The 21,124-nt window shown below is 34.2% G+C and carries 19 protein-coding genes; 16 read left to right on the forward strand and 3 right to left on the reverse strand.

From position 1 onward, the window contains the following. On the reverse strand, positions 1–989 hold a 989-nt coding region (locus tag HMPREF2811_RS09545; protein WP_071409122.1), incomplete at its 3' end, for an IS256 family transposase. Between the two features lie 186 nt (positions 990–1,175). Between HMPREF2811_RS09545 and HMPREF2811_RS09550 the strand changes: the two genes are divergently transcribed. Beyond that, a complete protein-coding gene (locus HMPREF2811_RS09550; RefSeq protein WP_071409123.1) occupies positions 1,176–1,703 on the forward strand; it encodes a GNAT family N-acetyltransferase in 528 nt (175 codons plus the stop codon). A 126-nt stretch (positions 1,704–1,829) separates the two neighbouring features. On the opposite strand, the gene HMPREF2811_RS09555 is transcribed toward HMPREF2811_RS09550, so the two are convergent. Next, complete coding sequence (locus tag HMPREF2811_RS09555; protein WP_071409124.1) at positions 1,830–2,681, reverse strand: MerR family transcriptional regulator; 852 nt, start codon at positions 2,679–2,681, stop codon at positions 1,830–1,832. An 84-nt stretch (positions 2,682–2,765) separates the two neighbouring features. Between HMPREF2811_RS09555 and HMPREF2811_RS09560 the strand changes: the two genes are divergently transcribed. The 8 genes from HMPREF2811_RS09560 to HMPREF2811_RS09590 all read left to right on the forward strand — a co-directional run bounded on the left by HMPREF2811_RS09560 (position 2,766) and on the right by HMPREF2811_RS09590 (position 10,926). Beyond that, positions 2,766–3,794: an NAD(P)H-dependent amine dehydrogenase family protein gene (locus tag HMPREF2811_RS09560; protein WP_071409125.1), complete on the forward strand. Its 1,029-nt coding sequence runs from the start codon at positions 2,766–2,768 to the stop codon at positions 3,792–3,794. Positions 3,795–4,557: 763 nt separating this feature from the next. Then, positions 4,558–5,841 (forward strand): ABC transporter substrate-binding protein, encoded by a 1,284-nt coding sequence (locus tag HMPREF2811_RS09565; RefSeq protein ID WP_071409126.1) that lies wholly within the window; start codon positions 4,558–4,560, stop codon positions 5,839–5,841. 222 nt (positions 5,842–6,063) lie between these two features. Beyond that, on the forward strand, positions 6,064–6,990 hold the full coding sequence (locus tag HMPREF2811_RS09570) for a carbohydrate ABC transporter permease (protein ID WP_066124774.1): 927 nt from the start codon (positions 6,064–6,066) through the stop codon (positions 6,988–6,990). Continuing rightward, positions 6,990–7,859 carry a carbohydrate ABC transporter permease gene (locus tag HMPREF2811_RS09575; protein ID WP_066124772.1) on the forward strand — a complete coding sequence of 290 codons (870 nt, stop codon included), beginning with the start codon at positions 6,990–6,992 and terminating at the stop codon, positions 7,857–7,859. The genes HMPREF2811_RS09570 and HMPREF2811_RS09575 overlap by 1 nt, the downstream gene beginning before the upstream one ends. A 365-nt stretch (positions 7,860–8,224) precedes the next feature. Then, complete coding sequence (mazE, locus tag HMPREF2811_RS09580) at positions 8,225–8,455, forward strand: type II toxin-antitoxin system PemI/MazE family antitoxin (RefSeq protein WP_071409127.1); 231 nt, start codon at positions 8,225–8,227, stop codon at positions 8,453–8,455. Continuing rightward, positions 8,455–8,619: a hypothetical protein gene (locus tag HMPREF2811_RS11490; protein WP_168164979.1), complete on the forward strand. Its 165-nt coding sequence runs from the start codon at positions 8,455–8,457 to the stop codon at positions 8,617–8,619. Before mazE ends, HMPREF2811_RS11490 begins: the two co-directional genes overlap by 1 nt. An 85-nt stretch (positions 8,620–8,704) precedes the next feature. Further along, entirely contained in the window at positions 8,705–9,796 is a 1,092-nt protein-coding gene (locus tag HMPREF2811_RS09585) for an alpha/beta hydrolase (protein WP_084802117.1), read from the forward strand. Between the two features lie 314 nt (positions 9,797–10,110). Next, positions 10,111–10,926 (forward strand): InlB B-repeat-containing protein, encoded by an 816-nt coding sequence (locus HMPREF2811_RS09590; RefSeq protein WP_071409128.1) that lies wholly within the window; start codon positions 10,111–10,113, stop codon positions 10,924–10,926. Between the two features lie 70 nt (positions 10,927–10,996). On the opposite strand, the gene HMPREF2811_RS09595 is transcribed toward HMPREF2811_RS09590, so the two are convergent. Beyond that, positions 10,997–11,788 carry a LacI family DNA-binding transcriptional regulator gene (locus HMPREF2811_RS09595; protein ID WP_071409129.1) on the reverse strand — a complete coding sequence of 264 codons (792 nt, stop codon included), beginning with the start codon at positions 11,786–11,788 and terminating at the stop codon, positions 10,997–10,999. Positions 11,789–11,839: 51 nt separating this feature from the next. On the opposite strand from HMPREF2811_RS09595, the gene HMPREF2811_RS09600 reads away from it, so the two are divergent. The 7 genes from HMPREF2811_RS09600 (at position 11,840) to HMPREF2811_RS09630 (ending at position 21,087) form a co-directional block, all read left to right on the forward strand. After that, complete coding sequence (locus HMPREF2811_RS09600; protein ID WP_071409130.1) at positions 11,840–13,549, forward strand: glycoside hydrolase family 13 protein; 1,710 nt, start codon at positions 11,840–11,842, stop codon at positions 13,547–13,549. Next, the gene (locus HMPREF2811_RS09605; RefSeq protein WP_071409131.1) at positions 13,539–15,002 is read left to right on the forward strand and encodes a sugar ABC transporter substrate-binding protein; all 1,464 of its coding nucleotides are present in this window, start codon (positions 13,539–13,541) and stop codon (positions 15,000–15,002) included. Before HMPREF2811_RS09600 ends, HMPREF2811_RS09605 begins: the two co-directional genes overlap by 11 nt. An 11-nt stretch (positions 15,003–15,013) precedes the next feature. Further along, complete coding sequence (locus HMPREF2811_RS09610) at positions 15,014–16,336, forward strand: carbohydrate ABC transporter permease (RefSeq protein WP_071409132.1); 1,323 nt, start codon at positions 15,014–15,016, stop codon at positions 16,334–16,336. Beyond that, positions 16,337–17,164: a sugar ABC transporter permease gene (locus HMPREF2811_RS09615; RefSeq protein WP_071409133.1), complete on the forward strand. Its 828-nt coding sequence runs from the start codon at positions 16,337–16,339 to the stop codon at positions 17,162–17,164. 350 nt (positions 17,165–17,514) lie between these two features. Then, positions 17,515–18,267, forward strand: coding sequence for a DeoR/GlpR family DNA-binding transcription regulator (locus tag HMPREF2811_RS09620; protein ID WP_071409134.1), 753 nt, complete (start codon positions 17,515–17,517; stop codon positions 18,265–18,267). Beyond that, positions 18,264–19,169, forward strand: a complete 906-nt coding sequence (gene pfkB, locus HMPREF2811_RS09625) for a 1-phosphofructokinase (protein WP_071409135.1) — start codon at positions 18,264–18,266, stop codon at positions 19,167–19,169. The genes HMPREF2811_RS09620 and pfkB overlap by 4 nt, the downstream gene beginning before the upstream one ends. Positions 19,170–19,182: 13 nt before the next feature. Continuing rightward, positions 19,183–21,087 (forward strand): PTS fructose transporter subunit IIABC, encoded by a 1,905-nt coding sequence (locus HMPREF2811_RS09630; RefSeq protein WP_071409136.1) that lies wholly within the window; start codon positions 19,183–19,185, stop codon positions 21,085–21,087. Positions 21,088–21,124 lie beyond the last annotated feature (37 nt).

Genomic DNA, 21,124 nt, shown 5'->3' on the forward strand with positions numbered 1-21,124 from the left:
ACAACCGATTCATTAAGATAAGTAAAGGCGTCCTCAAATCCGTCATCAAGAATCGTTAAGCTGGCTTGATATTTCTTGTCTCCTTCATATTTTTTAAAGAGCTCATTTTTAACGAGGCGGGCAATCTTGATATCTTGAATACGAAATAGTGCCTTAATGTCTTCTTTAAATTCTTTGGTCTCTTTTTTCGGTGTTTTATCTAAGATATTTCTTAAGAAGTGAACCTGACATCTTTGCCAAGAAACATTAATGAAGGTTTCTTTAATTGCTTTTACTAGACCCGCGTGTGCATCAGATATAACCATTTTAAGGCCATTTAGGCCTCTTTCTTTTAGGTGGTTAAAGAAACGAGACCAAGAGTAATCACTTTCGCCATCACTGATGTCAAAACCAAGGAGTCTTCGTTTTCCTTCTTCACTAATTCCGATTGCGATATGACAAGCTTTGGATACAACTTTATGATTTTCTCTGACTTTTATATAAATAACATCCACCACCAGGTAAGGGTATCGGACGAGGCTTAAATCGTGATGACGCCATTGTCGAACCTCTTCATCCAGTTGTTTCGTAAGGGAAGAAACAAATGATTTTGAATAGGCTTTCCCACATAAATTTTCAACGACTTTTGAAACTTTTCTTGTAGAGACTCCTTGGATATACATTTCAAGCATGGTTAACAGAAGCGCCTTTTCATTTCTTTGGTAGCGTTCAAAGATTTCTGTTGAAAACTTTCCATCTCTTGTTCTTGGCACTCTGAGTTTTAACGTTCCGATTAAGGTTGTGTAATCACGATCGTAGTAGCCATTACGATAAGTAACTCTATTGGGATCGCGTTGATAGGCTTCATTCTCTAAGTATTCATCCCGTTCTTTCTCCATCAGTTGATTAAATACCTTGGTTAGAATACTCTTAGATAGGTTGTCATTCACTTCTACGTCAATTAAGTTTTGAATTTCTTCTAAATTCAGTGTAAAATGTACTTGGGTCATTTTGATTCCTCCTGGTTTGTTTATTTTACCTAAAAACATTGTACCAGTTATGGAGGGATTAGTGACCCTTTCTTTTTACACAATTATATGGACTTTATCGGGAATTTTCCAGTTGAAACCATTATAAATATAAAGCACTGCTATGTTATAATAGAAAAAATTATTGTACAAGTGGAGGGGATGCGAATGAAAAAACTCGAGACCAAGCGATTACGTTTACGAAAATTAACTGAGGATGATGCGTTAAGTATCTTTAATGGCTGGGCTAATGACCCAGAAGTGACAAAATATCTAACTTGGGAACCACATGAAACGATTGCGACCACTGAAGCAATCTTAACTAGTTGGTTAGTTGCTTATCAAGATGAACAGACTGTTCGATATGGTATCGAATCGAAAGCGACCGACGAGTTAATGGGCATGATTGATATTGTGAAGTTTTGGGACGACTCGCCGGTAGTTGGTTATGTGCTAGGGCGACCTTACTGGAATCAAGGATATATGACAGAAGCCTTTGCCGTAGTAGTCGCTTATTTATTTGAATTAGGGTATCCCAAAATATTTATTGAAGCCGAAGATGTCAATATTGGCAGCAACTCGGTGATTAAGAAAAATGGTTTTGAATTCATTAGACAAGAAGAAAGACCACGCTCTGAAACAGAAGCGAGATTGGTAAAGATTAATATTTATCAGAAGTCGAATCCCGCTGACTAATAGAACGGGGATGCACCTTTTGTCAAAAATAAGTGAGTTATTTTTCATTTCAGAATAAAAGCTTCATCACTAAAAAAGTGCGGGTGCAATCAATCCCCACACTTAAATTGATAGAACTTACCTATATTAAAACGATTTCTCTCGTTTTTTCACAGGAACCTGCAATCGAATAAACATATGCCGTTTATTTTCATTTAGAATAGGATGTTCATAGACAACTTCACAAATATAATCTCCGGTTACTTGGTAACCTGCTTTTTTGATGTTTTGGCAAAAACAAGACAATACTTCGAGCTCTTCTTTAAACGAATGACAATAGCTAATTGCATAGAGCGCTTTTGGAAATGTATAAGGAATTAGAGTATCGGTCGCACTTAATTTGGAATTAATAATAAACATTTTGTTTGAGAACCAGTTTTGGGTACAAAAGTTGTGTTTATCCATCACTGTCCCAATGCGCATAAAGGGAGCAGGGATAATTTGTTCATTAACGAGCGTGTTTTTAAATGAACGCAAGCATTTTTCATAACCTTCATCATTCATTTGGTAAATATTATTTTCGAGGGTATAGGTGAGTGCTTCACGTTTAGGTAAATAGTCAAAACTAAGCTCAGGACAATTTTGATGTTCGATGTAGAGTTGAGCCGATTGCCGATAAAGATCGAGTTCTTTTAATTTTTGTGACAACTGTTGATGCTCCAACAATAACTGTTGTGCTTGATCTTCAATTTCATTTAGTAAGCGTCGCGAATTTTGGTCAGAAAGAATGCTTTTAATTTGTTCAATGGAAAAATCAAGCTGTCTTAAATATTGAATAATATCAATAATAGCCGATTGGTTAATGTGATAATAACGATAATTTGTGAAGTTATCAACTTTATAAGGTGGTACTAATCCAATAGTGTCATAATAGCGCAACGTTTGTATTGGAATATTATTAATACGGGCAAACTCGCCTATTTTCAATAAGTTATCCAATTTTAAAAACCCTCCTTGACTCTATAGTTACTATAGACATTATACTTTAATTGTGATAAAAAATACAAATAAGGAGTGTTGAAAATGGCGTTAAATAAAGTGAAGGCAGTTCAGTATGGTTGTGGGAAAATGTCAACAGTGATTATTCGTTATTTGGTAGAGCATGGTGTCGAGGTAGTGGGGGCGATTGATAATAATCCACAAGTTGTAGGACAAGATGTAGGAGATTATGCAGAATTAGGCTATAAAACAGGAGTTAAGATTTCGGATGATGCACAAGCAGTCTTTGACAGTTGTCAAGCGGATATTGCGATTATGACTATCTTCTCATATATGCCTGAAATGTATGAGTTTTTTGAGTTGGCTTTGAAAAATAAAGTTAATGTCATTACTACTTGTGAGGAAGCCATTTATCCTTGGAACACCTCACCGGCAGAAACGAATCGTTTAGATCGCATCGCTAAAGAAAATGGCGTGACGATTATGGGCTCTGGTATGCAAGATATTTATTGGATTAATATGCCTTGTTTGATGTTAGCCGGAATGAATCAAGTGAAGAAAATTAAAGGCGTCGTTTCTTATAATGTGGAAGATTATGGATTAGCCTTAGCAGAAGCACATGGGGCTGGTTATGATTTAGATAAGTTCAATAAAGAAATTGCTTCAGCAGAAAGTTTCCCTTCCTATATGTGGAATGCTGCGGAAGCCATTTGTTCAAAAATGAACTGGACTATTACTGAGATATCACAAAAATCGGTTCCTTATACTTTAGATGAAAATATTGAATCTGAAACATTAGGACGCGTGATACCAGCAGGTCAAGCTACCGGTATGTCAGCTGTTACAACTATTAAAACCAATCAGGGAATTGAATTAGAAGTTGAATGTATTGGAAAAGTCTATCGCCCAGAAGATGGTGATATGTGTGATTGGTATATTACAGGGGAACCCGATATGGAATTCACCTTGAAGAAACCTGACACTGTTGCTTTAACATGTGGAACAATTGTTAACCGCATTCCAAGTGTTATAGCGGCAGCACCTGGCTTTGTCACTTCTGAAAAAGCTCGCCCAACCAAGTTTACAACTTATCCAATGCACCTTTATGTTTAATTAAATAAAACTTATCAAAATCACCTCTCAAATGACCGAGCATTTTAAATGCCAGAGATTCATCCAATTGAGAGGTGTTTTTTTGTAATAGAGAGGGCTATTGTTGCCAATATCATCGGTTTTATTACTTGTTTTCTAATTATCCGTTCGATTATCCTTCATCATCACCACGATTCTAAATGGACGTTTGGGATGTGAGTGAAGGTGCGTCATTTGAATGCAAACTCGTAAAATATAAATAAATAAGCACTAAAAAGGAGTCATATTTGGCAACAGGAACCAAACCTAACTTTTTACGATTATATAATAGCGAAACCGCTTGTGAATTGAGATGGAACAAAAATATTAAATATTCCGTTTACTTTCTCATATTCGTGAAAAAACAAAAAACTGTTATCGGTAACAGAATTTTTTGAACCAGTCCCGTTCTGCCAAAAATATTCAGTACGATATTAAGCAAGAGATTATCCTAATAACCTTAAAGTGAAGGGATGAGAACACAATAAACATCTTGGAAAGCTTGATATATCAATGTTTATCGTTGTCTAATTAACGAGTGACGGATCGTTCACAGTGAATAAAAGATTAGAAACTATCTGATAGATAAAAAACCGTTGTTTTCAATAAAAAGCGAGTGATTCAATGTTTTTTAGAAAACAGAGTGCTAATCTTTCTCATAATTATTTAACTTTGTAAACGGTTGCACGAAAGCGTTTGTAATGCTATAATGAAGATAAATATTACTTATCTAGGGGGAAAAAATATGGTTAAATTTCCATTTTTCAAACGTGCAGGGTTAGTTTTAGCAGCAGCAACGATGTTTTCGGTCCCATCAGTTTCAGCGGCTTCGTCAAGTGCCGATGCGTTCACTTTATATTCAAATAAAAGTGAAACACAAGAAGCCTTAACGAATTATGCTAAGTTATGGGGAGAAGCTAATGGAGTCGATGTGACGATTAAAGTTTGTTCTGGTTCTTGTACATTAGGTGACCAATTAAAAGCAGACTTCACTGCTGGAGATGGTCCTGACGTGTTTGTTATTGAAGGTCAAGCTGGATATGATATGTGGGCTGATTTCTTAACACCGCTAGAAGGTGATTGGGTAGACCAAACTGAATTTGAGTTTAAACAAGGTGATGACGTTTATGGCTTCCCAGTATCTGTTGAAGGGTATGGTTTAGCTTATAATGCTGATTTATTAGAAAAAGCAGGAATTGATCCAGCGACTTTAGATTCATTTGAAGCATTAAAAGCAGCGATGGAAGACTTAGAAAACCGTAAAGAAGAATTAGGCTTAACAACGGTTGTCGCAAATGCTACTAAAGAAGGCGAAACATGGATTATGGGGAACCATGACTTTAACGCATTCTTAGGTGGAGGCTTAGAAAATGGTGACCGTTCTATTGTTGAACAAACCTTGAAAGGTGAAGTCGACGAACAACGTATGGCAGACTATGCTGACTGGGTTGAATTATTATTCAATCACACTGAAAAACAAATGTTAACTGTTGGTACGCAAGAAGACATGGATATCGCTTTTGCATCTGGTCAAGCAGCATTCTTACACCAAGGAAACTGGAAAGATCCTAACTTAAAAGAATTAGAAGCTGACTTTGCGATGGGATTCATCCCTTATCAAACTTTAGGTACTGATACAAATGCAGATGGATTATTCATCGGAGCTCCTTCATACTATGTTGTAAATAAAGAATCAGCAGCGATGGAATCTATTACGAAGTTCTTCAATGACATGGTTTCAACACCTGAAGGTCAAGATTATATCGTTAACCAAGCCAATATGATTTCAGCATTCTCAACAACAACTGAATCACCAGAAGCACCAATGTCTGCTTTCTTAGCACAATGGGTTGCTGATGAAAAACCAGTTTATTCATTCGACTCAATTTACTTTACACCAGATGGATTTGGTATGAATAACTTAGGACCAATCTATGGACAATTTGCTCAAGGAAATATTGACAAAGCTGAATTCATTAAATTGATGACAGAAGAAATTGCTAAAATTCCAAGCTTATTAGGTGAATAATTGTATTTTAGTTAAACTTGCATCAGGTTAGAAATGATTCAGTTTCTGACTCAATTTCTAATCTTGATATAAAAGCACAGTGGTTTGGTAGTGTCAAATAAGGTGTCCTAGGGAAAGGACCTAATTTATACTGACTCAACTGTGAAGGAGTGGGCATATGAAGCGAAAATCATGTGATTTTCTACTTCTAGCCCACTCCCATTCTTTAAGGAGGGGAATTTTATGGCAGAAAAAGGTTATATCGCAAAGAGAAGTAAACGTCAACGACGGAATTTCTGGTTATTAGTTGCTCCGGCCTTTATTTCATTAATTTTAGTAATTTTTATTCCATTTTTCATGGGGATTTATTATTCATTTACTGATTGGGGCGGTATTATTAAACCGGAAGCTAATTTAAAAGGACTACAAAACTACTTTGATAGTTTTGCGGATTCACGTTATCGTTATTCCGTAATGGTGACCTTTATTTTCGCATTTTTTAATATTATTACCATTAACATTGTTGGGTTCACCTTAGCGATGATCGTATCCAGTAAGGTCAAAGCGCGCGATGTTTACCGTGCTGGTTTCTTTATCCCGAACTTAATTGGTGGACTTGTGTTAGGGTATATTTGGCAATTTATTTACAATAATGTCTTTCCGAATATTGGCAAAACGATAGGCTTTGACTGGTTAGCGAATAATTTATTCTTGGGTAATCCTAAATTAGCAGTCATGGCATTGGTAATGACGTCGACTTGGCAATATGCCGGTTATATTATGATGATTTATTATGCTGGTTTACAAAATGTACCCCAATCATTATATGAGTCAGCGTCATTGGACGGGGCTAATTGGTGGGAAAAATTACGTCATATTACATTCCCAATGATTATGCCAGCCTTTACGGTCTCATTATTCTTAACGATTAATAACTCATTCAAAATGTTCGATGTGAACGTGTCCTTAACAGGTGGCGGTCCTTCTATGATGTGGAATGGAGCAGCCATTAAGTCAACCGAATTTATGACGATGAATATTTATAATACGGCATCGGTTGAAAATAAATTAGCTTTAGGACAAGCACGAGCCGTTATTTTATTCGTTATTTTAGTGGTGATTAGTTTAACGCAAACGACTATTACCAAACGTCAGGAGGTTGAAATGTAATGAAAGCAAAATGGCCCAAAATCTTGTTAGAAGTTTTTTCTTTACTCGTGTTCGTATTATTTATTTCACCGATTTTGCTAATTACTATTAACTCAGCTAAGTCCTCCCGTGAAATATTACTCAATCCTTTATCATTACCAGAAAATTGGGGCAAAATATGGGAAAACTTTATTTCCATTTGGAATAATCCTTCCATTGATTACCGTGGCTCATTTTTATCCTCTGTTATTATCACGGTATTGTCCTTGACGTTAATTTCATTATTTAGTTCACTAGCTGCATGGGGCTTGGTTCGTTATAAATCTAAAACTTCCAATGTTATCTTTTATCTATTTGTAGCTTCGATGGTTATTCCGTTCCAAGTGGTGATGTACCCATTGATTTCTTGGTTTAGAACACTTTCAGTCAATATTACACAACCATTATTTAGTGTGTCATTGTTACGTTCCTACCCAGGATTAATCTTAGCTTATATCGGCTTTGGTATGGGATTATCGGTCTTTATGTTCCATGGATTCTTAAAAGGGGTACCATTGGAAATTGAAGAAGCTGCCGAAATTGACGGTGCTAATAAATTCCAAACCTTCTTCTATGTGGTCATGCCGATTATGAAACCAATCTACATGACGATTATCATTTTAAATGGTATTTGGATTTGGAACGACTACTTACTCCCTATTCAATTATTAGGAGTGGGAAATGAAATCCAAACATTACCGATTGCGTTATCCAACTTTGCGGGTTCTTATACTAAGCAATGGGATATGATTTTATCTTCCAGTTTAATGATTATGATTCCGATCATCATCGTCTTCTTATTAGCACAAAAACAAATCCTTAAAGGAATGGTTGACGGCGCTATTAAGTAATGGGTGAAATATTATCAACTTCATAAGTCACATCCGTGTAGGGGTTCATTGAGATGGGAGTGGACGATGCATAATTACCGGTTGGAACAATTATTATCCGAGCAAGATGCACCAGACTTTGAAGTAATTTACTCAACCTGTCGTCAGAAAGTAGCAACGGCAGTACAAGCATTGAAATAGAATGTTGAAACGACTACCTAAGGGTGGTCGTTTTTGTAGACCAAATAGAAGTTGAACGACTGCTGTTTATAAGGGAAGAAGATTATAAGAGGGAACGACCTTAAATATTATTTAAGTTGCTGCATAGCATTTATATTCATCGATTTTACTAGATGGTGTTGGTATAATAGATGTGAGGTGATAACATATTAAAAACCAAAACAAGAACAAAAGGCAATTCAATTGTGGTAACTTTACCTGTTGCTAAAAATATGACATTACAAAGTCAAAAAGAATATTTTGTTAACTATTTGGAAGATGGGAGTATTATTTTGATACCTAAAGCTGAAGAACCCTTTTTAGCAGTTAAAGATGGTGCCTATTACGAAGTGGCAGTGTTAGAAGGTATGCCAGTTTCGGGAAATGAGGTATGGTAATGTTAGGAATGAATAGCTATGTTGCATCAAAAGGAGATAGAATATGTGGCGAAAGAAGTTTCAACAAGTTGAGCTTGACAGAGGATACCAGAATTTTCTCATCATGCCGTAAAAAGTTTTATAAAAAGAGAAAAAATGAAGCTAAAAGAGCCAACTCCATTTAAAATCAAAATTAAATGATGTTTGACGCTTGGTATGTTGTTTGTTTAGTGAAAGAGGTTGCTTGTCAAAAGAGAAGAGGTCATGAACATGCATAATAAAATGAAAACACAGAAAAAGGGCTCAATCTGGAAAAAGTTACTTATTGGACTAGCTATAGTGATGATGGTATTAGTGGTGGGATTAGCAGCATTTTCCGTTTTTACTTACCAGGAAAATATTTCAGGACGACAAGAAAGTTTTGCGCCCTTAATGTTAGAAGTAAAAGATTATGACGGCTTACAACGAACGGAAATGCCATTTTCTTCTAATGAAGAACAAAAGCTAATGGGGTATTTATATCAAAAAGGTAAGAACCAAAAAGGGGTCATTGTCTTAGCCCATGGCTATGGTGACGGTGGACATAATTCTTACATGGATTTAGCCGATTATTTTGCGTCGAATGGTTATTATGTATTTACCTATGATGCGACGGGAACTGATGAGAGTGAAGGGGAAGGTGTAGGTGGTTTCCCACAAGGAGCCATTGACTTGGATTATGCGATTCGTTTTGTTAAAACTCAAGACCAGTTGAAGGACTTGCCACTCATGCTATTTGGCCACAGTTGGGGTGGTTATAGTGCGGGTAATGTCTTAAATTTTCAACCTGATGTTCAAGCGGTCATTACAGTAGCAGCCTTTAATCAATCTTCGGATATTTTTGAAGTGGTTGGCCGTCAAGAAGCTGGCGACGGTATTGAAGTGATGATGCCATTTGTTAATTTATATGAACGCATTAAATTTGGAGATTATGCCACTAAGACAGCTTTAGAAGGTTTTGGCAATACGGATGCTAAGATTATGATCGTGCAAAGTCAAGATGATGAAGTGGTACCGATGGCTTATGGATATGATTCGTTTTACGAACAATACGGTGAGGATAATCGTTTTGAATTTGTGCTCTATGAAGACCGAGGTCATAATCACTTATTCAGAGATGAGACTTATATCAATGAGTTTGTAGACGGCATGAACACCTACGTTAACTCATTCTCGTTTAATTATGATGAAGTAGGAGAAGCATTACGGGATGAAGCGAAAACAAGCTATGTTTTAACTCACCTCGATCGCGAAAAGTGGAGTCATTCACTGGATGAGTCTGTCGTGAGTAAGTTTGTAGAGTTCTATGATTCGGCTTTGTAGTGAGAAAGTATAAAATGCTCAAAAAAGATGAAAAACCCGACCAAAATGGAATTGGATTCCAGATTGGCCGGGTTTTTGGTTGAAAATAATAATTTTTTAGTGAAATAGATAAAAAGTAATGAGTTTTTAAACAATAGAATTTAACATACTCGCAATCTTACTTAGAGAAAAAGGGGAAAGTTTGCTTAGTGTAAAATAACTGTTGGTCACCTAAAAGCAAAAAAACATTGACATTTATGAAAACACTTGCTACAATTAAATCAACTTAAACGGTTAAGTTGATAAAAAAGTAAAGTATAGGAGATAAAATTATTATGAAAAATAAATTTTCAAAAATTGCCGGATCAGTACTATTATTTGCTTTATTGACCACTGGATGTAGTGATACAAATCAAAAATCAGATGATTCGTCAGAAGTAGATAATGTACAAACCAATATTCAAACTGAAGAAGCGGAAAAATCAAGCAAGGTAAAAGTGACCTTATATGATAGTGATGGAAGCGCTGTTTTAGAAGAAAAGGAAATAGAGAAGGGAGGTAAATTAGAAAAGCCTGAGCTAGCAAAAGAAGGATATGAACTCATAGGTTGGTTTGCAACTCCTGCAATGAAGCATATGTTTGATTTTGATTCAGAAATCACTGAAGATTTAAATTTATATGCAGGCTTTACAAAATATGAAGATGATAAGAGAGAGTTTTACATCCTAGGTAACGGTAAAAGTGAACTTTTATCAAAATCTAATTGGGGTGAAGTTGTAGAGGATGAGTTTAAATTAAAGAAAGCAGATTCAGATAAAGAAAATATTTACACAATAAGCGTAGATCTAAAAGAGGGTGATGAGTTTCAATTTGCTATCAATGGTAGCTGGGAGAATCAAAGAGGATTCGGTTATTTAGATACAATCGAAAAAGATGGAGAAGAGTATTTTGAAAACTCTGGCGGACTTGGTGATGTTAGCGTCAAAAGAGCAAATATTAAGGTTGTTAAACCAGGAAGATATACATTTACCTTAAAAACTCACCCAGCAGAAGACTATTATGACGAAAAAGATGAGTCATATACAGAAGAGGGCAAAGAAAACTTCAACCTCAACCCATATGATGTGATCTCATGGACATTTGAAGGTTAAAAAGGGGTTTTAAGAAAATATAGGAGCCGCCAAAATATCTTTTATATTTGATATTGTAATTTGTCGGCTTCTATAAAAGTATGTTGTGTTCGTCTGTAGATATTCTTTTATCTGCTAATTTAATAGCATTTAATACGGTGTTGAAAAGTTTGTCTTTGTCTAAGGGTACAAATAATACATTTGGATTATTAGAATAAAAATTATAAAGGGATTTTTCTAATATAAGGGTGTTAGTTTTGATTTCAGGTAAATCATTAGCATCCTTAAGGAAAATAACATTATTAAAAGAATTTTCTATAATTTCTTTTCTTTCTATATTATTTGTGTCTACAGTTAATAAGGTAAATTCATCTTTAAAGAATTCAAAAGAAGTTTCATTAATTTTTCTGTAATCTCTATTAATTTGATAGAATACAGGGTCATTTATATATGAATTTATAGCTATTAATGGTGTAAATGTTTTATTACCAATATTTAAGAATTCTTCTTTTGTTAAGTCTATTGTGATTATAGTATTGAAGCTATTTAGGTTATCTATAGTATTATCACCTGAAATTATTAGATGAAAGCCCTTATCTTGGAAAAAGTCGGCTAACTTTTTTATAAAGCTATAAACGTTAGCATTATAAATCAAACTATCATCATTTCTTGTTATTAAAAATATACTTTTATACTTGTTGCTTGCCAGGGCACGGGCGTTTTGGTTGGGAGAATAGTTAAGAAGATTTGCTACTTGTAATACTTTTTTTCTTGTTTCCTCTGAAATCTTCTGATCTTTTCTCTCGTTGATTACATATGATACTGTAGCTACCGATACGCCTGCTGCCTTAGCAACATCCTTAATTGTTACTTTTGTACTCATAATATTATTATAATATAGGATAATTATTAAAAAAGCAAGACAGGAGATAAAATGAACGAAGAAGCGATTTTACATATAATGGATTCTCATATGAGTTTTCCAATTAATAAGAATGAAATAATAATAAGAATTCGAACATCTAAATTTGATTCACTAAAAGTTTCTATTATTCATGGTCCTAAATTTACTTATCATATAACTAGGTATGAGGAGGAAATGAGGCTTGGCTATGTAGATAGGCTATTTAATTATTTTGAAATAAAATTAAATGTTTCAGATGATAGGTTGGCATATATATTTAAGATAGAAGAAAATGGTGAAACTTATTATTTTAGTGAGGATGGAATCAGTAAAGAGTATGACTTTGATTTAGGGTTTTATAATTATTTTCAGATGCCTTCAATAAATGATGCAGATATTATGCCCTACATACCTTGGATGAAAAGTGCAGTATTTTATCAAATATTTATAGATAGGTTTAACCGCGGGGATTATCAAAAAGATGATTCTTATATAAATTCAAAATGGGGAGATATTCCAAGACAAGATAGTTTTACTGGAGGTGACCTTAAAGGGATTATAGATAGACTTGATTATTTAAAAGATTTAGGAATAAATACTTTGTACCTAACTCCTATATTTAAATCACCAAGTAATCATAAATACGACATAATTGATTATTATGAGATTGATTCTCAATTTGGGGATAAGTCTAAATTAAAAGAACTTGTTGAAAAAGCACATAAAAATGGAATTAGGATAATACTTGATGCTGTCTTTAACCATATTAGCAAGGAAAACTATATGTTTAAGGATGTTAAAGATAAGGGGATAAATTCAAAATATTATGATTGGTTTTCTATTGATGGTGATTATATAGAAGAAGATGATGTTAATTACAAAACATTTTCAATGGTAGATTATATGCCTAGACTAAATACATCAAATACAGAAGTTCAAGATTATTTAATCAAAGTCGGTAAATATTGGATTGAAGAATTTGGTATTGATGGATGGAGATTAGATGTGTCTGATGAGGTTTCACATGATTTTTGGAGAAGATTTAGGAAAGAAATTAAGAGTATAAATAAAAATGCGGTTTTAATCGGTGAGAATTGGCATGATGCAGCTAGTTACTTACAGGGAGATCAGTTTGATTCTATAATGAACTATAGTTTTACAAAAACATCTTTAGATTATTTTTGTAATAAAATTGATGCTGAAAATGCAGCCTTTAAATTAAATGGTATTTTGATGAGAAATAAAGATCAAGTTAACAGGATGAATTTAAACCTAATCGATACCCATGATACACATAGGTTTTATACTGAGGTTAATCAAAATAAAGATAAGGTCCTTGCCTCTATAGCCTTGATGACTATGTTTTTAGGTGCTCCATGTTTATACTATGGAACAGAGATATTTCTAGAAGGAGGCTATGATCCTGATTCAAGAAGGAATTTTGATTGGAATTTAGTAGAAAAGAATTCTAAGCAAATAAATACAATAAAATCAATTTTTGAATTGAAAAATCTAGCCCCCATAAAACATGGTGATATAAAAATTACTTGTGAAAAAAATCAACTAATTATAACCAGATCATATGAGAATGAAAATATAAGCTTATATATCAACTTAGATCAGGATATTAGTTTCGATAAAAAAAATACAGAGATTCTATCATCTAACAAATATAATAATGAAATTTTAGAGAAAGATGGATACTTAATAGTTTCAGATAGGAGTAGTCATGAAAAATAGCAAAAAAATATTAAGTCTTATATTAATTTGTGTCTTTTTATTATCAGCTTGTTCATCAAATAAGGGTGAAATAGGAATTAATAAAGCAGATAAAGAGGTTAGCTCTTCATCTAATAAACATTTTACTGGAGAACTTGAAAAAAATGTAACTATAAAAGTGGTTGAAAATGATACGGCAATCTCTAAAGGATACTTCAAAGAGATATTAGATGCTTTTAATGAGAAATATTCAGAATATGGAATAAAGGCAGTAGATGCCAACATAGATCAAAACACAGATTTAGCAAATGATGGACCTTATGGATATGGACCTGATGTCTTATACCAAGCTAATGATGTCATAATGCAATACTCTAGAGCTAAACATATTTTGCCTCTACCAATAGAAGAAATAGAGTCGATTAAAGAAACACCTGAAAATGCAATAGACGCCTTTAGTTTGGAAGTTGATGGCAATAAGTACCATGTTGGTGTACCTGTAAATGTTCAATCTCCTATGCTATTTTATAGGGAAGATTTACTACCAGAAGACTGGAAAACTACTTGGGATAAGAATTCTAACGATATACCAGATATGATTGAAGATTGGAACTCTATGTATGCCTTTTCAAAACAAAGAAGAGAAGAAGGCAACTACGGATATATGCAGTCGTTAAACAATGTATATTTCTCAAGTGGATTCTTGTTTAGCTATGGAGCATATATATTTGGCGATAATAATACAAATGTTGAAAAAATTGGGTTTTCTGAAGGAGAAGCGGAAAAAGGGGTCCATGTTATAGAGCAACTAGCATCACAGATGAATGAGGAATCTATAGACGATACTATAACTACAAATTCTTATAGCCAGCTTGCAAAAGGAAAGTACTTTGCAACCATGACGACACCTGATGTATACTCAACATTCATTACCGAATTACAAAATGTATACGAGGAAGAAGGTCTGACGAAAGAAGAAGCTTTAGAAAAAGCTAAGAAGAATCTAAAGATGGTACAGGTTCCTAAATTACCTGAAAGTGGAGATTTGGAAGAAAAAGACCCTAAATTAATTGATATGAAGACAATGGGCGGAATAAGCGGCTATGCAATAAGCTCTTATACAAAAGCACCAAATGCTTGCTTAGAATTCATAAAATTCGCCACAAATTATGAAAATATAAAATTAAGAAATGAATTATTAGGAATAGCACCTGTAAGAAAAGATTTAGTAAGCAAATTAGGACCTACAGAAAATGAATTTATAAAGAGATTAGAAAATGATGAAATAGTATTAATGCCATCTATACCTGAACTTTCACAAGTGTGGACTCCTATGGGAACTTTCTTATCAGACATTGTTAAAAATACATTTAGAGAAGATAAGGACAAAAAATACAAAGATGAGAAAGATCTTAAAAAAGGTTTGGAAGCTGTAGATAAGCAAATATACGATGCGATTCATACGCTTAACTAGGAAGAGATTATATGAAACCTAAAATATTTAAAAAGAATTATAAAAAAGAAGAAGTAAATTTTAAAGACTTATCTTTAAGGTCTAGAATGTCCTATATTTTTATGGGACTTGGTCAAATTTTATATAAACAGTATGCAAAAGGTTTGATATTTATAGGATTAAACCTAATGTTTATCATGTATTTCTTGATAAGAGGTATAGATGATTTTGTTGGATTATTCACATTAGGAACTCAGAAAGCAGATTTATGGCTAGGATTAGAGGGAGACAACTCTGTTGTTTTCCTCCTAATGGGAATATTTTCAATTATTATAATAGTAACGTGGATTTCAATATATAGGCTTAATATTAGGGATATCAAAAATATTGAGACAAGAATAAGTAAAGATGAAAAACTTCTTGGATTTAGTGAAGATTTAAAAAAACTATTTGATAAGAAATTCTATGTCTTTACTTTAGCACTTCCTATCTTTGGAGTATTGATTTTTAATGTTTTGCCAATTGTCTTTATGATACTAATTGCCTTTACTAACTATGGGGGAAATATTATACCACCAGAGCTTGTGGATTGGGTTGGTCTTGAGAACTTTAAAAACTTATTGACCTTATCTCAGTTCGGTCCTACTTTTTTCAAGATATTAACTTGGAACCTATTATGGGCGGTAGCATCAACCACATTAAATTATTTTTTAGGTCTGGGCTTAGCTTTATTATACGAAAATAAATTTGTAAAGCATAAGGCGCTTTGGAAAGCTTTCCCTATTCTAGCATATGCAATTCCAGGTTTTATAACATTATTAGCATTTAAGTTCATGTTCTCGTACGGAGGCCCTATAAATCAGCTTATAGTAGAAGGCGGGAATAAACCAATCGGATTTTTAGACCTAGATGCTAAATGGATGGCAAGATTAATTGGACTTGGAGTAAATGCTTGGATAAGTATTCCATCTATAATGTTATTAGCAACCGGACTATTATCAAATAGAAATATGAGTATGTATGAAGCGGCTAGCATAGATGGAGCCAGTTCTTGGACACAATTCAAAAGAATAACCTTACCCTATATGATTTATGCAACAACACCTGTACTAATTGGACAATTTGTAGGTAATTTTAATAATTTTGGTATATTCTACTTTTTAAGAGGTGGACTATATTTAGATGGTTATTTCTTAGCGAGCGATACAGATTTATTGATAAATTGGCTATATAACCTATCAATAAGCAATAATTATTATAATATTGGTGCTGCAATAAGTTTGGTAATATTTATTATAACTTCTGTATTAAGCTTACTAGTCTATGTTAGAACTAATTCATATAAGGAGGATTAGATGAAAAAGCAAAAATATTTAATTAGAAAAATCATAATATATATAATCCTAGTATTAGTTAGTTTTGTATTTTTCTTTCCTACATTGTGGGTTATCTTAGCTTCATTTTCTAAGTCAGGATCTATCTATTCGCTCAATGGATTTTTCCCAAGCTCTTATAGTTTGGTTAGCTTTAAAAAGCTTTTTACCGATACTAGTCTTTATAACTATCCAAGATGGTTCATGAATACTCTTATCATTTCCTCAGTTAGCTGCATTGTGGGTACATTTTTGGTTATTTTAACAGCCTATACAATGTCTAGGATCAAATTTTCCTGGAAAAAGAAATTGAATAAAACAACAATTGTTTTGGGAATGTTTCCTTCATTTATGGGTATGATTGCGGTTTATCTACTTATGACTCAATTTGATTTGATCAATAAGTTATCAAGTTTAATTTTAATATATAGCGCTTCAGCTCCGCTAGGTTATCTTACACAAAAAGGATTTTTTGACACAATTCCAAAGGAAATAGATGAAGCTGCAAGGTTAGATGGCGCATCAAGCTTTCAAATTTTTAAAAGAATTCACCTACCCCTATCAAAACCCATAATTGTCTATACAGCTTTAACCACATTTGCTTGGCCATGGAGTGATTTTATTTTGCCAAAACTTCTCTTAAAGCAAAAGAGTTTATATACTGTAGCTGTAGGTCTTATGAGTTTGGATGAGACCGAGTTTTCAAGATTTGCAGCAGGAAGTGTATTTATTGCTGTTCCTATAGTTTTGTTATATTTTCTTTTGGTGAAAAATATGGTCAAGGGATTAACTGAAGGTGCTGTTAAATAGAAAATTAAGAAATATATATCTTTAAAGAGATATTTATAAAACAAATTTTTCTAATAGAAATAATGCCTCTACAACTTTTTGTGTGGATCCACTACATATTTATTGGAGAGAAATGATATAGATTATAGAACCTTTTTACCAACCAAAACCACCTTCGGGTGGTTTTTTTATTTCCCAAAAACGATATTTTGCACATACTTAACAATCATAATTTGACTGAAAATGATTGTTTTTGATTGTTTAAACGGATACAACACAACAAATTTGAGGTAAAATGATTTATTTTGATTGAAAACGATTGACTTATTGATTTTTTCGTGATAATATGAGCACAAGAATGAGGTGACAATATGTTAAAAGATGATCGTTTAGCGAAGATAGTAGAACTAATCAATCGACATAAAACACTTAAAACGGATCAAATTGCCGAATCTTTAGATATTTCATTGGCGACTGTTCGCCGAGATTTAAATGAATTAGATGAAGCCAAAAAGATTAAGAAAATCTTTGGTGGTGCAAAATCGATTGTGATTGCGGATTACGTTACAACTGAAGATGCCATGGATACTAAGATGTCCGTTAAAATTCAAGAAAAGATTTTAATTGGGCAATTAGCCGCACAACAAATTAAGGAAAATGATTTTGTATATATGGATGCGGGTTCGAGTGTGGAAGCAATGGTTTCTTTTATCAATACTACCAATGTTACTTTCGTTACCAATTCAATCGGAATTGCACGTGATTTGTCAGCTCGAAATTATAAAGTTTTTATTTTACCAGGAGAAATTAAGTTAAGCACCGATTCGATTATCGGGATTGCAGCTAGTGAATATTTACGGCGCTTTAATTTTACAGTTGGTTTTTTTGGAACAAATGGTTTGCATAAAGAGTTTGGTTTTACAACGCCTGATATCAATGAGGCGATGGTCAAAACAGCAGCGATTGAACGATGCAAGGAAGTGATGATTTTAGCGGATGATAGTAAAGTCGGTAAAGTGTCTCAAGTGACGTTTTGTCATGATGCTGAAGCGAAAATTATTACTAACCAATTCATTGACGGGACAGAACAAGCCATCATGACGACTTTGGAGGAGGAACTATGATTTACACTTTAACTTTAAATCCTGCATTAGACCATATCGTGAGATTGAAAAAAGTAGAAGCAGGGGAAACAAACCGCATGGATGCTGAAAGCGTTAGCGCCGGTGGTAAAGGCATCAATGTCAGTAAAATTTTGAAAAATTTAGGCGAAAGAAGTATTGCCTTAGGTTATATTGCTGGTTTTACCGGAAAAGAAATCGAGCGTGTGTTACGTGATGAGGATAAAATATTAAGTGATTTTATTTTAGTCAAAGAAGGATTTACTCGCATTAATACGAAAATCAAAGCGGATGTCGAAACAGAAATTAATGGTCCTGGTTTAACAATCAATGAAGCAGATCGTCAAGAATTAATTAATAAATTAGAAGACGTAAAAAATGGCGATTATTTATTTTTATCAGGAAGTATTCCAGCTTCATTAGGCAATGGATTCTATGCAGAAATTATGGAATTATTGAAGGATAAAGAGGTGGCCATTGCGGTTGATACGACTGGAGAAGCTTTAAAATTATCACTACCGTATGGGCCAACCTTGGTAAAACCCAATTTACGAGAACTAGAAGATTTCTTTGGTGTCACGATTGAAGATCCGCAACAAATTGAGCACTATTCAAAGGAATTACAAAAAATGGGTGCCAAAAATATAATCGTTTCGATGGGTGGCGATGGTGCTTATTTCTTATCAAGTCAAGGTGACAGTTTATTTTTAGCTGCACCAAAAGGAGAAGTAATTGATACAGTAGGGTCAGGGGACTCGATGGTAGCTGGTTTTATGTATGGATTAAAGAATCAATATTCACCGATTGAAGCGTTCAAATTAGGTGTAAGCTGTGGTAGTGCAACAGCATTTTCAGAAAATTTAGGCACTAAAGATGAAATTATGGCGATATATAATAAATTGTAAGAAGGGGTTTAGTATGAAAATTACAGAATTATTGCAACCAGTCGGCATTAGCTTAGGACAAGCAGCTGGCACCAAAGATGAAATCATTCATCGTTTAGCAGATTTGATGGAAAAGACCGGTGCTTTAACGGATAAAGATCAATATATTGAAGACTTAAAAATTCGTGAAGCTTCAGGTACGACAGGCATCGGTGAAGGGATTGCGATTCCTCATGCGAAGTCGAAAGGTGTTTTAAAACCACAATTAGTATCAATGATAGTACCAAGTGGCACGGACTATGAATCATTAGATGGTACACCAACTAATTTATTCTTTATGATAGCGGTACCTGAGAATTCAAACGATGAGCACTTAAAAGTATTATCACGTTTATCAACCATGTTAATGGATGAAAGTTTCCGTAACGCATTATTAAAAGCAACAGACAAGACCACATTTTTAAATACGATTAATCAAAAAGAAGCAGAAAAATTCCCAGAAGATTTCCAAGGTGTATTAGGCAAAGAAACAAATACTGGCTATGACATTGTAGCAGTTACAGGTTGTCCAACAGGAATTGCCCATACTTACATGGCAGCTGAAGGGATTATCAATAAAGCCAAAGAAATGGGTTACAATGTTAAAGTTGAAACACATGGGTCAACCGGAATTGAGAATGCTTTAACGACAGCTGAAATTGCTAATGCTAAAGGGGTTATCATTGCAGCGGATGTGGCAGTGGATAAATCACGTTTCAATGGTAAGCGCTTAGTGGATACCAAAGTGTCAGATGGTATTAACAAACCAGCAGAATTAATCAACCGTGTCTTAGATGAATCACGTCCTGTTTATCAAGCAACAGGTCAAGCATCAGCAGCTATTGAAGAGGCTAGCCATCTAACTGTTGGTCAAATATTCTATAAACACTTAATGAACGGTGTTTCGCATATGTTACCATTTGTTGTTGGTGGAGGGATTTTAATCGCGGTAGCTTTCTTATTAGACGATTATACAATCGATCCTTCAAGTTTTGGTTCGAATACACCATTAGCAGCTTTCTTTAATCAAATTGGGGGAGCAGCCTTCAGCTTTATGTTACCTGTTTTAGCCGGTTATATTGGAATGTCAATCGCCGACCGTCCAGGTTTAATGGTCGGGATGGTAGGGGGTTACCTAGCTAATACTGGTGGTGCTGGTTTCTTAGGAGCCTTAGCAGCCGGATTTATTGCGGGTTACTTAATCTTATTATTACGTAAAGTGACAGAACCACTTCCACGTTCAATGGACGGGGTTAAACCGATGTTAATTTTCCCAGTCTTTGGAATCTTAGGTATTGGTGCGATTATGCTTTTATTATTAAATCCACCATTAGCTCAATTAAATACCATGATTACAGATGGGCTAAATAATATGGGCAATTCATCTAAGTTATTATTAGGTGCTTTATTAGGTGCTATGATGGCAGTGGATATGGGTGGACCGGTTAACAAAGCAGCGTATGTCTTTGGTACAGCTCCTTTAGCGTCAGGTTCATCAGCAGTAATGGCAGCAGTAATGGCTGGTGGTATGGTACCGCCGTTAGCTATTTCATTATCCATGTTATTATTCAAAAATAAATATACTGAAAAAGATCGTCAAGCTATCCCAACAAATATTATTATGGGAATGTCATTCATTACAGAAGGAGCCATTCCTTTTGCAGCAGCTGATCCATTACGTGTGATTCCTTCAATGGCTGTCGGTTCAGGTTTAGCTGGATTATTATCAATGTTATTTGGCTGTTCTTTACGCGCGCCACATGGTGGTATCTGGGTCATTGGGGTTGTTGAAAATCCAGTAATGTACTTAGTATCAGTGATCGCAGGGGCAGTCGCAGGTGCCTTTATCTTAGGTATCTTAAAGAAAAACGTGACGGAGCATAAGGTTGATAAATTTTAGTCGAAATTATTGTTCGTTAATTAAAAGCGCAGTGGTT

The organism is Globicatella sp. HMSC072A10 (assembly GCF_001811625.1).
GTDB classification, from domain to species: domain Bacteria; phylum Bacillota; class Bacilli; order Lactobacillales; family Aerococcaceae; genus Globicatella; species Globicatella sanguinis.

Excerpts from the sequence above, each read along its gene's own strand:
- HMPREF2811_RS11490 (WP_168164979.1), top strand. The coding sequence starts at position 8,455 with ATGTTAGGAATGAATAGCTATGTTGCATCAAAAGGAGATAGAATATGT.
- HMPREF2811_RS09610 (WP_071409132.1), top strand. The coding sequence starts at position 15,014 with ATGAAACCTAAAATATTTAAAAAGAATTATAAAAAAGAAGAAGTAAAT.
- HMPREF2811_RS09570 (WP_066124774.1), top strand. The coding sequence starts at position 6,064 with ATGGCAGAAAAAGGTTATATCGCAAAGAGAAGTAAACGTCAACGACGG.
- HMPREF2811_RS09620 (WP_071409134.1), top strand. The coding sequence starts at position 17,515 with ATGTTAAAAGATGATCGTTTAGCGAAGATAGTAGAACTAATCAATCGA.
- HMPREF2811_RS09585 (WP_084802117.1), top strand. The coding sequence starts at position 8,705 with ATGCATAATAAAATGAAAACACAGAAAAAGGGCTCAATCTGGAAAAAG.
- HMPREF2811_RS09550 (WP_071409123.1), top strand. The coding sequence starts at position 1,176 with ATGAAAAAACTCGAGACCAAGCGATTACGTTTACGAAAATTAACTGAG.
- HMPREF2811_RS09590 (WP_071409128.1), top strand. The coding sequence starts at position 10,111 with ATGAAAAATAAATTTTCAAAAATTGCCGGATCAGTACTATTATTTGCT.
- HMPREF2811_RS09600 (WP_071409130.1), top strand. The coding sequence starts at position 11,840 with ATGAACGAAGAAGCGATTTTACATATAATGGATTCTCATATGAGTTTT.
- HMPREF2811_RS09575 (WP_066124772.1), top strand. The coding sequence starts at position 6,990 with ATGAAAGCAAAATGGCCCAAAATCTTGTTAGAAGTTTTTTCTTTACTC.
- HMPREF2811_RS09630 (WP_071409136.1), top strand. The coding sequence starts at position 19,183 with ATGAAAATTACAGAATTATTGCAACCAGTCGGCATTAGCTTAGGACAA.
- HMPREF2811_RS09565 (WP_071409126.1), top strand. The coding sequence starts at position 4,558 with ATGGTTAAATTTCCATTTTTCAAACGTGCAGGGTTAGTTTTAGCAGCA.
- HMPREF2811_RS09595 (WP_071409129.1), bottom strand. The coding sequence starts at position 11,788 with ATGAGTACAAAAGTAACAATTAAGGATGTTGCTAAGGCAGCAGGCGTA.
- HMPREF2811_RS09615 (WP_071409133.1), top strand. The coding sequence starts at position 16,337 with ATGAAAAAGCAAAAATATTTAATTAGAAAAATCATAATATATATAATC.
- HMPREF2811_RS09605 (WP_071409131.1), top strand. The coding sequence starts at position 13,539 with ATGAAAAATAGCAAAAAAATATTAAGTCTTATATTAATTTGTGTCTTT.
- pfkB (WP_071409135.1), top strand. The coding sequence starts at position 18,264 with ATGATTTACACTTTAACTTTAAATCCTGCATTAGACCATATCGTGAGA.
- HMPREF2811_RS09560 (WP_071409125.1), top strand. The coding sequence starts at position 2,766 with ATGGCGTTAAATAAAGTGAAGGCAGTTCAGTATGGTTGTGGGAAAATG.